This window comes from Vibrio jasicida 090810c (assembly GCF_002887615.1).
Lineage (GTDB): Bacteria > Pseudomonadota > Gammaproteobacteria > Enterobacterales > Vibrionaceae > Vibrio > Vibrio jasicida.
In genome coordinates this window covers 858,234-870,848 of sequence record NZ_CP025793.1, presented here as the reverse complement: position 1 = coordinate 870,848, position 12,615 = coordinate 858,234, and the positions used below count along the sequence as shown (strand labels likewise).

Below are 12,615 nucleotides of genomic sequence, written 5' to 3'. Positions count from 1 at the left end.
CAATGTTTGGTCTTTTTTATTCAATTAGAGAACGGCTTTCTCTTTGTCTTTAAGTAGCTTATCCATTTCATTGCGATTCGCTACAAACGTTGCCATCTCTTTCTTCGGAACCGAACTTGCCATCGGGATATTAGCGCGCATTGCGTTCACCGGACGACCATATTCAATCAATTCGTAATGAAGGTGCGGACCAGTCACACGACCCGTTTTACCGGATAGACCGATACGCTGTCCACGTGAGACTTTCTGGCCTTTCTTAACCAGAATTTTGCTCAAGTGCAGATAGCGCGTTTTATATTTACTGCCATGCTCAATCACCACATAGTTACCCGCATAAGGGTGTTTACGTGTCATGATCACCGTACCATCACCTGTCGCTTCTACAGGAGTACCAATAGGCACAGCCCAGTCGGTACCATTGTGAGGAGCAACGCGGCCGGTTACTGGGTGTAGGCGGTTCGGGTTAAAGCCAGAACTAATACGCCAGCTGCGGCTAACAGGGTATCGTTGGAAGGCACGTTGTAGGCTTTCACCTTTCGCATTGTAGAACTGTCCATCAGTATGAAGGTAAGCCGTCACTTCACGGCCACGGTTGTAGATCTTAATCGCTTCAATTTCGTTTTTACCCGTCGATACGCCATCAATACTTTGAGAGCGACGCACAACTTCAAAACGATCGCCAGCACGCAAGTCTTTACCGAAGTTCACTTGCTCTTTTAGCAGGTTAACGACTTGGCTGATTTCAGCTGAGCTTAAACCCAAACGATTTGCAGAAGAAGAGAAGCTACCTTGAATCACACCAACAAGAGGCTCTTGGTGCCATACACCTGGAATGGAAATATCAGAGAAGTCGTAGCTACCATCGCTATTGCGTTGATAAACCACTTTGTCTGCAATAGAGAATTGCAGCTCCATTTTATCGAGTTCACCCGTCGATTCATCACGCCAAAAACGCAGTGTGTTACCAGGTTTTAACGTATCAAGGGCAAGGAAGTTTAAATCCGTTTCCATCACTTTCATCAGCGAACTGTAGCCGAGGCCTAATTGACTGAAGATGGTACTCAGGTTATCACCTGCTTGGATTTGATATTCAAAATTGGGTGGCGTGACAACAACAGCTGTCTTCGCATCAAGAATTTTTTCAACAACCTGCGACTCTGGCAGGTTTAAAGCGATGGTTTTGGTAAGGGAAGACTCTTTGAGAGAGTTGGAAACACCAATCGCAACTAATACTGGCAAGGAGTACAACAGTAGCGCTTTACGACTTGTCAGATTCGGCAACCGTCTTGTTGTAATTTCATTTGTAGACACGGGAATTACTATCTCCTTTATAACAAGGCTCATAGCTTATGCATTCCCGCATAAGAAATCACTAGGTAATTACGAGATCTAGCGCAGAAAACACTTATTTTTTACAGAAGACAAAAAAATTCATTACTGTTGCATATGTAGGTCATTACCTACACGCTTGAGTGTCTTCGATATCAATTGTTCTGGTTGTTCTGCCATCGCTTGATCTTCACCGTGTTCTAAGTAAGACAATGATATGTGTTTGTCGTCTTTCCATTCGAGTTTCGACATTTGAATTCGATCACCAACAAACACACTATTGATCAGTACAACACGACTTGGTACGGGGTCGAACTTAAACAAGCCCAGGTAATAAAATACCCCTGAACCTTGTGTCGTCACAATCACTGGTGCGGCAACCCATGTAGTCTTACCAATCTCTCGCTTAGCAATAAAATCAGTCGGTACAAGCACAGACCCTTTCGTCGCACCAGCATCATAATCCCCTTTTAAGTAGCCATGCTCTTTGTCCCACTCTTGCAAGAAAGTGACCGCCCCTTGCTCTGGGACTTGGACAGTCCATGGGTTTCGTGACTGAATGCCCAATACCTCTTCAACGATTGGGTTGGATTGAGTCTGCACTTGGGGGAATTTCGCCATGATCTCATCATCTGAGAGACTGAAGCGATATATACCAGCGATGATCACAACAGCAAGCAAAACAATCGGGATAAGAAGAATGAGAGGAATGGGTAAGATTCTTTTACGAGCCATGAAGACTTCCTTGTGTTCTTGTTCTCTTAATTATGCTCGAAGTATATACCAATTCACCCATGAAGACCTCAACGCCTACTCGTTCGATTTGACTCAAGTGTTTCAAAATTAAACTAAACTGTTTGATGAGCAACCAATTGGGGACAACGATGACAAAAATCACCCACTCTTGTGAATGCGCCTGTGGTCTAGTTCAACTGCGCTGCACCGCAGAACCTATTCGTACTTCCGTCTGTCATTGCTTTGAGTGCCAAAAACGCACGGGAAGTGTATTCGGCGTTCAAGCCCGCTTCAACAAAGACCAAGTCATCCTCGATGGTGATGTCATTAACTATACTCGTGTTGCTGACTCAGGTCATCAAGTTCAATACGAATTCTGTCCAGCATGCGGCACGACAATGCGTTTGAAGCTATCAGATACTCCCGAGTACGCCGTGATTCCTATGGGGTTATTTAACGATAAGGAGTTTCCAGAGCCTACTGTCTCTATTTATGAGCAACGAAAGCACGGCTGGGTGAGCTTTGATTGCACTATGGAACACATTAGCTAAGCATCTCTTTCAACAAACATGGTACTAAACAATCTAAATTCAAGAAAAGCATTCAACAAAAGTTGAGATTTTATTGAGAATGATCAACCGAGTTTTCGCAGAAGTACTTTCGTTCCGCGCTATGAGCGCTATAATCTGCCCCTAACATTTGGTGAGGTTTTATTGTGATTTCCAGACTTCCTCGTTGGGTGGAATATGGCGCGTTTTTGCTTGCTCTTCTCGCAGGCTGCGTCAATGCCGTGGGTCTCCTAGGCTTTCAACATCAAGCGATAACACATCTTTCCGGAACCGTAACTCAGCTAGGGAATAGCTTATTAACCGATGCAGACAGCACTATTCACCTGCTCTTCATCGTATTTAGCTTTTTGATTGGTTCAGCGTTTAGTGGGTTCTTTATCGAAAGCAGTGCACTTAAACTCGGCCGTCGCTACGGCGTTGCACTCTGTATTGAAGGCAGCCTGTTACTTCTCAGCTTAGGCTTTCTAGTTCAAGGCAATGTTTATGGTCAGTATCTTGCTTCTGCTGCGTGCGGCTTGCAGAACGCTATGATCACCACCTTCAGTGGAGCAGTGGTTCGAACAACACACATGACCGGAATTATTACCGATCTCGGCATTATGATTGGTGAAAGCTTGCGCGGTCGCCAATTTGACCGTCGTAAAGCCAAGCTGTTTATCTTTATCTTCTTCGGCTTCTTGTTAGGTGGTACTGCCGGAGCAATGCTGTTTAATTCGTTTGAGCTTTATGCATTAGCGTTCCCAGCGATTTTGGCTTTCATCATTGCTATCGCTTACTGGAGCTATCTTTTCCTTATTAGTCGTAAACAAACTGCTTAATGCGATTGTGGCGGTTTAAGCATTTGCCTTAAACCGCCTCCTCTTATTCTTTTCTTCATATTTGTCTTTTACTTGAAAGACGCCACTGGCTGATCTTAACCAGTGTTTTATCCTTCAAATCCATAAATTAAGTAGTACTACTAACAGAAAGCATTGTGATCGCCTTGAGATCCTAATCACATTTGCTAGGCTTTTTATTGCTCGAGTCACACTGTGCTTCATCATAGTCTGTTAACAGCGGCTCACGTGCTACAATTTTCTAACACAGGCAACAAATTCGTATACAAGATTCTAGTTAAGTACAGTTTGACCATAAAAACGGCTGAATAACTAGATGTATTTAATGAATAGTATTGCAATGGATGCAGTTTGCGGGTAACCTCCGCACACTGTGATTAAATACGGATGTTTAGTGAATATTTATGTCATGGAATATGGCGAGTATTGACTAGTAGTAACACGAGACAAAACATGCATAACAACACCAATGCTGCTGAAGCACCTAAGGGCAACTTTTGGATGTTCTTCATCCCATCCCTAATCGGTCTTCTACTTTTCATGGCACCAATTTCTTACGATGGTGGCCTGACAATTCCTGTCGCGGTAATGGCAAAAGTCATTCCTGCAGTTCTTGGCGATACCTTAATTGCTATCGTAACGGCAATTGTCGCTTTCATGGCTCTAGCTTCTGTTCTTTGCAAAATTTTTAAGCCAGCAGCAATCCTACGTAATGGTTTCTTAAACGGTCTATTTAACCCTTCCCCACTTTGGTTAATCGTTCGACTATTTGGTGGTGCAGCGGTTCTGATGACGTTCTTCCAAGTGGGTCCTGAAGCGATCTGGGAAGAGAATACTGGCGGTTTAGTTCTGACTGGTCTTCTACCAACACTGTTTGCAGTATTCATTTTTGCAGGCCTACTGCTTCCTCTACTGCTCAACTTTGGTCTGCTTGAGCTATTCGGTGCGCTACTAAGTAAAGTGATGCGTCCGGTATTTAACCTTCCAGGTCGCAGTGCAATCGACTGTATGGCTTCTTGGTTAGGCGACGGCAGTGTGGGTATCCTGCTGACAAGCAAACAGTACGAAAACAACTTCTACACCCAGCGTGAAGCCGCAGTTGTAGGTACAACTTTCTCTGCAGTATCTATCACGTTCAGTTTGGTTGTTCTTGCTCAGGTTCAATTAGAACATCTATTCCTGCCTTTCTACGGCGCAATCTGTTTAGCAGGTGTTATCGCGGCTATCATCATTCCTCGCCTACCGCCATTGAGTCTAAAGAAAGACCGCTACATGGATGGCAGCGAGCCTAAGAAAGACGCAGACGCAGTACCTGCAGGTCACACAACTTTCTCTTGGGGTATGGACCTTGCGCTAAAACGCGCTGGCCAAGTGACTTCTGTACAGTCGGTATTTAAAGAAGGCGTACATAACGCAATCGACATGGTCTTTGGCGTACTTCCTGTCGTTATGGGTCTAGGTACAATGGCATTGATTATTGCTGAATACACATCGGTATTCGAAATCCTAGGCCAGCCATTTATCCCTTACCTAGAACTACTGCACATTCCGGAAGCAGCGGCTGCGTCTCAAACGATTGTAGTGGGTTTTGCAGACATGTTTATTCCAGCGATCCTAGCGGCTTCAATTGATAATGAAATGACGCGCTTCGTGATTGCAGCGATGTCAGTAACTCAGCTTATCTACATGTCAGAAGTAGGTGCACTGCTTCTAGGCAGTAAGATTCCGGTAAACATCGTGGAGCTGTTCGTTATCTTCATTCTACGTACGTTGATTACGCTTCCTGTTATTGCCGGTGTTGCTCATCTTATTTTCTAAAATCGCATTTTTTAACAAAGGCTCCGCATTGTCGGGGCCTTTTTTGTATTTGTCGTTCACCTTTGTTATTTCCGTTCCAACTTAGCCCCCTCCTTCCTGACAAGAATCAATATAAAGACATCTAACTTTCAACACAAAGTTATAAATATCACTTTAAATTCATAAATTTAAATGAGAAAAACAATCTCGTCAGACTTGTTTATATAAGGCTCAATGATACTATTCTTATGTTTTTAACAGTTTAATGACGAAGTCTTACAAAGAAGATCAATCTCACAACTTTTGAACACGATCTGGCAATTGTTAAGAAATTAAACAAATCGCCTTCAGGTTTCTGACATATCTGTCGATAACAAAATTACAAACACAATAATGTGTTCACTTCTGCCGAATGTACCCAATAAATAAGAGGTACAAGCAGAGTAAACCAGCCGGGAGACTCGAGAGGGAAAGTATGAAATTCAGACATAAAGTTGTCACCGCCTCCTCAATTTTATTGCTTGTGACTGTGGCATTGCTGTCGACACAACAAGTTATGACCATTCGTTCGCAGATCGAAGAAAACATCGACACGAGCGTGAGTGAGATCCTATCTAGTGTGGGGAACACGGTAGAATCTGAAATAAGTGCAAAGAAAGAACTCGCTCAATCCATGACCGAGATTCTAGAAATTAATCCAACGGATCACGACTACGTGAAAGAAGTGCTTGAAAAACAAATGCCAAAATCAAGCTTCTTGGCAATCGGTTACGCGTACGACAATAACGGTTTCGTGATTGAGAACGATGACAACTGGGAAGCGACACCTGATTACGATCCTCGAGTTCGTCCTTGGTTTGTCTCAGCAAAAGCACAAGGTAAGCTTGTCGTCACCGATCCCTACGTGGATGTTTCTTCTAAGAAAGTGATCATCTCTATCGGTACCCCAGTTCGCGAAGCTGGCCAGTTTTTAGCAGCTATGTTCTATGATTTGGAGCTAACAACCCTTTCTGACTTAGTCAACCAAGTAAACCTATTCGATGCGGGTTACTTATTCCTTGTGACCGCTGATGGCACAACAATTGCCCACCCAGAAGCAAAGTACAACGGTGAAAAGCTATCTAGCTACCTCCCACAAGTCGAGCTAACGTCAGGTGCTCAACATATCGAGATGAACGGCGACAAGTATATGGTCAGCCTAACTCACATTCCGAGTGAGAACTGGTATGTGGGCGCGGTTGTTGATGAAAGCATTGCTTACTCAGCAATCGATACTCTACGTAACAGCGCCATTATTTACTCGTTGATTGCCGTAATTGCATCAATTATCGCGCTTACTCTTCTTATCCGCACCTTAATGCGCCCTCTTGATGAGCTGAACAGTGCCATCCAAGCGGTTGCCTCAGGCAAAGGCGATTTGACGCAACGTTTGGACACCAATACTGACCAAGAATTCTCTGAGCTCGCGAAAGGCTTCAATACCTTTATGGAGAACTTGCAGCATCAAATCATCGAATCGAAAAGCATTTCTGATCAGATCTTAAGTGGTACTCAAATTACCGCAGAAGGAGCGAAAGATTCCGCCGTAGCGATTCAGACTCAGCTGCAAGAACTTGAGCAACTCGCAACAGCAATGCACGAGATGTCAGTGACGGCAACAGAAGTCGCTAACAATGCGCAGGGTGCAGCAAGTGCGGCTAAAGAAGCGGACGATGCGACCGTGCAAGGATCTTCCGTCGTAAATGAATCGACTGAAACGATCAACCTGCTTTCAGATAGCATCGACCAAGCGGTCGAAGAGGTGCAAGGTCTTGAGTCGGCGACAGCAAACATCGAGACGATTCTTAAAGTGATTAACGACATCGCAGACCAAACTAACCTACTGGCACTAAACGCAGCGATTGAAGCTGCACGTGCGGGAGAGTCTGGTCGTGGCTTTGCCGTTGTTGCGGATGAAGTTCGAACACTGGCACAGCGCACGCAAGAATCTACTACAGAAATTCGCAGCATGATTGAACAGCTTCAATCGGGTGCATCTTCTGTTGCAAGCGCAATGCATCAAAGCAAATCTAGTGCCGTAGAGGCCGTCGAGAAAGCTGAATTTGCGAATGGCGCATTACAACGTATTCGTGATGCAATCCAACGCATCTCAGACATGAACCTGCAAATCGCCTCCGCTGCCGAAGAACAAAGCTTGGTTGCCGAAGAAATCAACAACAACACAGTCAACATAAAAGATTTATCGACTCAAGTTGCTGACTCAGCAAACCGCACTAATGAAGCCATGCAAGCACAGCATGACGACGTTCGTAAGCAAGATGAGATTTTAAACCGATTCACGGTATAGCCTCTCCTCTTAACGAACCACAATCTTCACCAAGCAATAGCAAAACAGCGAGCCAAACTGCTCGCTGTTTTTTTGTTTTCTTACAAGGCCACATGTATATAGCGATCTTTCGAACGCTTGTAATAAAAATCATCCACTTTCAGGTAGGTAAAATTGCCAATCTGAATGTAGGTGCTGCGTGGTGGAATGTGTTTGTAATGGTAATAGTGATGCTTTGGTCGCTTGTGCTTCACCACCACAACCTTTTTGTGTTTATGCTTATGTCTGTGCTTATGATGATGGTGGTGATGCCCATGATGATGTCCGTGCTTGTGGTGATGTTTAGGGTGCGCGCTCGCTTCAGCACTGAACATCCCCAAAGAAAACATCATTCCAACGATTGTGAAAGAAAGTCGCTTCGACACTCTTTTCCCCTTTGCTCTATAACTTGCTGCCTATTTTAAAGAGCCCATCAACAATCCATGTCAGCCACTGACGAGACAGTTTCACCTCTGAGTAAAATATCATTACGATTTATCAAGTCGTGGTTAGAGCATACACATAGTTGATTCAACGCTAACAATTCTGCACAAAAAAACCGCTTGCCCAAAATAGGACAAGCGGTTTTTAAAAATGGATTGTTGTACGCTTGCGAGTCTATTTATACCGCTTGAGCAAACAGCAAGAAACAACCGAATAGGAAGATCACGCTCATGCCCACCGTACCACCACCTGCTTCGTACACATTGTTGTCTTCTACTGGGACACGACGCACTTTCATCGTCATCGATAATGGAACAAACACCGCTAGGAATACAAGGATGATGCCTGCGTAGCTAAGGATCGCTAAGAAGTGCTCTGGAGCAAATACCGCGCCAAGCAACGGCAGAATAAACGTCGTCACGAATACTACTGGCTTACTTGCTTTCAGAAGGTCCGCATTTTGGTCGTAAAGCGCCATTGCTACACCCAAGAAAGACGTCAGCAGGGCCAAGCCAGTAAACATAGACAGAATGAACTCAAGACCGGTGTACTGTTGACCGAGAACAGAGATCAACTCAGACACGTTTGAGAACTGGATAAGTTCGTGTGGTGGCAAGTTACCCACGACTGCAAACAACCATAGTAGGTAACACACAAGTGGAATCGTCGAGCCCACAATGATCATGTTGCGCAGTTGGTTTTTACTCGCTTCTTTGTTGTAGGTTACCAAAGAAGGAATAACTACCATGAAGCCAAAGCTTGTGAAAAGAACTGAGCTTTGCTTGATCAGTGCCATTTTGTCGGCGTTCACTACTTCACTTAGACCTTCAAACGATACGTTTGGAGCAAGGGAGAAAAGCGTCAGAATCAGAGCGACAATCATACCGATAAACAAGCCACGGTTGAGTTTATCAACGACACCTGTACCCGCTGATACAATAAGACCGACAAGAACAGTAAAGCCAACTTGGCTCGAAATAGTAGAAACAGGAATGCCCATTGATGCAGTGACTTTCTGTACAAGATCGCCAGCACCAATGATGTAAGCCATTAACAAACACACAAGTAAGGCGTAAAGAAGACCATTCGTTACAAACTGACCGCCTTTACCAAGGGTTTCACGAGCAATCGCGTTCATGCTAACGCCACCACCTACTTTACAGCTTGCTTCCAACAGAAGAAGTGCAGCGTAAGTTGTCCCCGCCCAGATGAACAGCATAAGAAGAGTGCCCCAAAGGAGGCCGAATTGAGCAAGCACCATTGGTATAGCAAGCATACCAGCGCCAAGAGCAGTACCTGCAACGATCAGGGAGCTGCCGACAAGTTTTAGGTTCACGGTTAATACCTCTAAATTTAATCCGTTTTAGTTATCACTTATCGCGGTTTTGGTTAGAAACGCGATCAACAGAAATGTCCCCGCCTTACGTCACTGAAATTCAGATCACAAAAAACAACACACGCAGGTTCGACTCTGCAAGCGCATTTGTGTGTAAGGGGAATCATTTCCGAGCAGAGTTTTGATTCACGGAACGTCTTATTTTGGGTTCGAAGCAAAATCAGCACATCCTTTTTCGTCAATCCCATTCTCTGCTAAATGGATTTGGTTCGGGAGGATTGTAAGGCATAAATAGGACGATTGAAAAGTAAAAGCTCCATCTTATAGCCATATATTTTAACAACTATCGGCAATTGCAACGGATATGTTGCAAAGTAGCTTGTTATTTAGCCTTTTGTTGTATTGGCGAATGAAACTTGAGCGTTCAAGCTCATTTTTGAGGTGTACATGAAAATGTACACTTTGTTGGAAGGCATTAGAATCGCAGAACATAGCCTAGATTCAGCAATATCGTTATTATTCGCTACGTACCGACACGATTCGGTTCACATACCTCTAAACACTGATTTACGGTTCGAAGCTTTTGGTAAATGAGTGTTCTGAATGCTGGGAGTGGTTCCCCAGCATTTATATCCTTTCTATTAGATTCCTTTATGTTCCCTAAGCACAATTGATGATTTTGCGCACATATCCGCTTACCTACTATGTCGCCTAAGAATCAGAGTTCGTTATCCAACGCATCAATAATGTATGTCATGGCTGCAATGCCCATATCCGCCACTGAACGCTCCATCGGACTCAGGTTCTCATAGGTTTGCTCCAATTCTGCTTGCTCAATATAACCTCGATGCAAGAAGAGCTCTTTGTACTTCATTAGTCGTTTCTGCGATTCACGTGTGAGCCAGGTTACGTCCAATCGAATATCGCAGCTGCGATTACGAATCTCAGCAAGCAGTTGTTCTAAAACGCATTGCATTTTGCGAATGCTTACTTCACCAGAAATTGATTTATAAAGCTGATATTTTTCCATTTTCTGAAACTGACTGAAATTTAGTAATTTTTTTGTGGAACGTCATTCTTATCGCTATATCAACTTGGGTAAATACGAGGTGGTTAAACTGGTCCGGATATTGCGTGCTTCAGGACAAAACTGTCCTTTAAGGAGCGCCTATGCATGTAGACCCACTGATTGAAGTACTGATCGCTCGACGCAAAGAGAGAGGTATGTCGCGTGAGCAAATGGCAAAAGTCGCAGGGATGAGCGAAAAGACCTACCAAAGAATTGAGAGAGGCGAATCGGATTTAAAACTCTCCCAATATCGCTCCATTCTGCGGGCTCTAAACCTAACAGATTTAGATGTCGCCCTCGATGCTAGAGGGGTCGGTAACATCTCTGCAAGCGATGTTGCCTCAGCAGCGAGATTACTGTCACCAGAGGCACAATCCATGCTGACTAAGCTGATCTTCTTGGTGTTAGAACAGAAAGCCAACGAAAGCAAAAGCTCAACGAGAACATAAAGTCGTGCCCTAGACTCCTCAGTCAAACAAAGCTATGGTGAGCTAAACTTTAAGATTAGAGCTTCGGTACTCCAACCATGGGGGAAAGCGTTATGAGAAGCATCTGGGTCATGATCACCGCCATTCTCTGCTTGCTAGGGGCAACAAGTCTGTCTGCGCAGCCGCAAGTGAAACCCGCGGTAAAACCGATCACGCAACCGGGTAACAAACACGATTTGCGCCCTGTGAATCGTCCTCATAGGCCAATCAAGCCGCCCCACTATAATCGGCCACCTTATTACCGTCCGCCCTACTACAGACCACCCTATTACCACCGACCACCTTACGTCGTTAGGCCACCGCGTTACCATTCGTCGTTTATCTATGTGAGGCCGGGTTATTGGTATCCACCCTATCGCGGACGTTATTACTATTATCATAGCGATCTCGTTGGCATAGCGACTTTCGCCATTTTTGCAGGCATCACCTATGCCATCGTTCAAGACTCGTATTACCGCAGGAATGGAGACCGCTATGATTACGTCCGTTACCCGCCAAGTGGTAACTACACGATTGTGAATGGAAACACCATCACGACGTCTTCTTCAACGTCGTCAAACTATGCGTCATCGTCAGGGCAAATTGTGTCTTCTTCGCCAAGTTCGAACACGCCGCGAGTCACTCATGTGGTTCCGGCTACAAAACCTGAACCTAGCCCTTACAAGCTTGGAGAGATCGTAGATTCATTGCCTCACACGAAAGAAACGGTCGTCGTCGACGGACAGAGCTATTTCAAATACAAAAATACGTGGTTTGCGCCACTCAGAGCCGAGCGTAAGTTTGTTGTGGTGGAATCCCCGCTGTAGTGCTTTATGCGTCACCCTAAACGAACTAAACCCGCACGCTGCGGGTTTATGTTTGTTTGTAGATAGCCGTTTGAGTCGCTCGCTTTTCAATAGAGCGCTTCGAACTCTGGAATCCTCGCTTTACCTCTCAGTAATAAGAAGTTCAGAAATAGGCTCGTCGATGTAGTGAGTATCTTCTCTTCTTCCACACCATGTTTTTCCAGCAAAGCAATCGCCAAGTCTAACTTAGAGATCTCTTCACAGAAGTGAGCATCCGACCCTGTGCTGAAGTAAACGCCAATCTCTTTGCCCAGTTCGACAATGCGATCACAACGGGAATCACTGCCCTTGCGGCTTTTGCCTGTCAACGATGTATTGTTCACTTCAATTGCGACATTGTGTTCTTTGGCACAGCGCAAAACCTTTTCCATATCGAATGGGTAATTAGGGTTACCTAAGTGACCAAGAATATCCACTCTGCCGCTTTTAATCGCATTTATCAGGGCTGCGGTATGTTCAGCTTCGGTCGCGGGCTTGAAAACGGGCTCATGGAAACTCGCAATCACCCAGTCAAGATGTTGGTCAGAGGAAGGTGGTAAGTCTATCTCCCCTTTCACATTCAGCGTGTTGGCTTCTACGCCACGGAGAATACCTACATCGTGTAAAAAGCGGGGCAAAATTCTTTGATTGTTGAAATACCAGTAGTGAGGGGCTCCTGGCATCTCGGGAGCATGATCGGTGGTACAAAGAAGTTTTAGCCCCTTATTCTTAGCAGACAATGCGTTCTCTAAAATGGTGCTGTAAGCGTGTCCACTGGCAATAGTATGGGTGTGGCTATCAATCACGATATCCATGGTGACCT

General features: G+C 44.7%; 12 protein-coding genes. 6 read left to right on the top strand and 6 right to left on the bottom strand.

What is annotated here, in order from left to right; genetic code table 11:
* Window positions 1–24 precede the first annotated feature (24 nt).
* Window positions 25–1,311, bottom strand: a complete 1,287-nt coding sequence (gene shyA / locus C1S73_RS21550; RefSeq protein WP_038865290.1) for a peptidoglycan DD-endopeptidase ShyA — start codon at window positions 1,309–1,311, stop codon at window positions 25–27.
* A 123-nt stretch (window positions 1,312–1,434) separates the two neighbouring features.
* Complete coding sequence (locus C1S73_RS21545) at window positions 1,435–2,064, bottom strand: hypothetical protein (RefSeq protein WP_038865289.1); 630 nt, start codon at window positions 2,062–2,064, stop codon at window positions 1,435–1,437.
* Window positions 2,065–2,213: 149 nt separating this feature from the next.
* On the opposite strand from C1S73_RS21545, the gene C1S73_RS21540 reads away from it, so the two are divergent.
* The 4 genes from C1S73_RS21540 to C1S73_RS21520 all read left to right on the top strand — a co-directional run bounded on the left by C1S73_RS21540 (window position 2,214) and on the right by C1S73_RS21520 (window position 7,613).
* Window positions 2,214–2,615, top strand: a complete 402-nt coding sequence (locus tag C1S73_RS21540; RefSeq protein WP_038865288.1) for a GFA family protein — start codon at window positions 2,214–2,216, stop codon at window positions 2,613–2,615.
* Window positions 2,616–2,779: 164 nt separating this feature from the next.
* Window positions 2,780–3,451, top strand: coding sequence for a YoaK family protein (locus tag C1S73_RS21535; protein WP_038865287.1), 672 nt, complete (start codon window positions 2,780–2,782; stop codon window positions 3,449–3,451).
* 471 nt (window positions 3,452–3,922) lie between these two features.
* Window positions 3,923–5,287 (top strand): YjiH family protein, encoded by a 1,365-nt coding sequence (locus C1S73_RS21525; RefSeq protein WP_038865286.1) that lies wholly within the window; start codon window positions 3,923–3,925, stop codon window positions 5,285–5,287.
* A gap of 454 nt (window positions 5,288–5,741) precedes the next feature.
* Window positions 5,742–7,613: a methyl-accepting chemotaxis protein gene (locus tag C1S73_RS21520; protein ID WP_038865284.1), complete on the top strand. Its 1,872-nt coding sequence runs from the start codon at window positions 5,742–5,744 to the stop codon at window positions 7,611–7,613.
* A gap of 80 nt (window positions 7,614–7,693) precedes the next feature.
* On the opposite strand, the gene C1S73_RS21515 is transcribed toward C1S73_RS21520, so the two are convergent.
* The 3 genes from C1S73_RS21515 to C1S73_RS21505 form a co-directional block, all read right to left on the bottom strand.
* The gene (locus C1S73_RS21515) at window positions 7,694–8,017 is read right to left on the bottom strand and encodes a VPA0510 family protein (protein ID WP_038865283.1); all 324 of its coding nucleotides are present in this window, start codon (window positions 8,015–8,017) and stop codon (window positions 7,694–7,696) included.
* 236 nt (window positions 8,018–8,253) lie between these two features.
* Window positions 8,254–9,411, bottom strand: a complete 1,158-nt coding sequence (locus C1S73_RS21510; RefSeq protein ID WP_038865281.1) for an amino acid permease — start codon at window positions 9,409–9,411, stop codon at window positions 8,254–8,256.
* Between the two features lie 718 nt (window positions 9,412–10,129).
* Window positions 10,130–10,441 carry a hypothetical protein gene (locus C1S73_RS21505; protein WP_038865280.1) on the bottom strand — a complete coding sequence of 104 codons (312 nt, stop codon included), beginning with the start codon at window positions 10,439–10,441 and terminating at the stop codon, window positions 10,130–10,132.
* Window positions 10,442–10,581: 140 nt separating this feature from the next.
* On the opposite strand from C1S73_RS21505, the gene C1S73_RS21500 reads away from it, so the two are divergent.
* Both C1S73_RS21500 and C1S73_RS21495 read left to right on the top strand, forming a co-directional pair.
* Complete coding sequence (locus tag C1S73_RS21500; protein ID WP_009706181.1) at window positions 10,582–10,929, top strand: helix-turn-helix domain-containing protein; 348 nt, start codon at window positions 10,582–10,584, stop codon at window positions 10,927–10,929.
* 92 nt (window positions 10,930–11,021) lie between these two features.
* Complete coding sequence (locus C1S73_RS21495; RefSeq protein ID WP_081634738.1) at window positions 11,022–11,774, top strand: hypothetical protein; 753 nt, start codon at window positions 11,022–11,024, stop codon at window positions 11,772–11,774.
* An 86-nt stretch (window positions 11,775–11,860) separates the two neighbouring features.
* On the opposite strand, the gene C1S73_RS21490 is transcribed toward C1S73_RS21495, so the two are convergent.
* Window positions 11,861–12,607 carry a phosphatase gene (locus C1S73_RS21490; RefSeq protein ID WP_038865278.1) on the bottom strand — a complete coding sequence of 249 codons (747 nt, stop codon included), beginning with the start codon at window positions 12,605–12,607 and terminating at the stop codon, window positions 11,861–11,863.
* Window positions 12,608–12,615 lie beyond the last annotated feature (8 nt).

What these genes read in the sequence shown, in the direction of transcription:
- C1S73_RS21520 (WP_038865284.1), top strand. Translation starts at nt 5,742, where the DNA reads ATGAAATTCAGACATAAAGTTGTCACCGCCTCCTCAATTTTATTGCTT.
- C1S73_RS21525 (WP_038865286.1), top strand. Translation starts at nt 3,923, where the DNA reads ATGCATAACAACACCAATGCTGCTGAAGCACCTAAGGGCAACTTTTGG.
- C1S73_RS21500 (WP_009706181.1), top strand. Translation starts at nt 10,582, where the DNA reads ATGCATGTAGACCCACTGATTGAAGTACTGATCGCTCGACGCAAAGAG.
- C1S73_RS21545 (WP_038865289.1), bottom strand. Translation starts at nt 2,064, where the DNA reads ATGGCTCGTAAAAGAATCTTACCCATTCCTCTCATTCTTCTTATCCCG.
- C1S73_RS21505 (WP_038865280.1), bottom strand. Translation starts at nt 10,441, where the DNA reads ATGGAAAAATATCAGCTTTATAAATCAATTTCTGGTGAAGTAAGCATT.
- C1S73_RS21540 (WP_038865288.1), top strand. Translation starts at nt 2,214, where the DNA reads ATGACAAAAATCACCCACTCTTGTGAATGCGCCTGTGGTCTAGTTCAA.
- C1S73_RS21495 (WP_081634738.1), top strand. Translation starts at nt 11,022, where the DNA reads ATGAGAAGCATCTGGGTCATGATCACCGCCATTCTCTGCTTGCTAGGG.
- C1S73_RS21490 (WP_038865278.1), bottom strand. Translation starts at nt 12,607, where the DNA reads ATGGATATCGTGATTGATAGCCACACCCATACTATTGCCAGTGGACAC.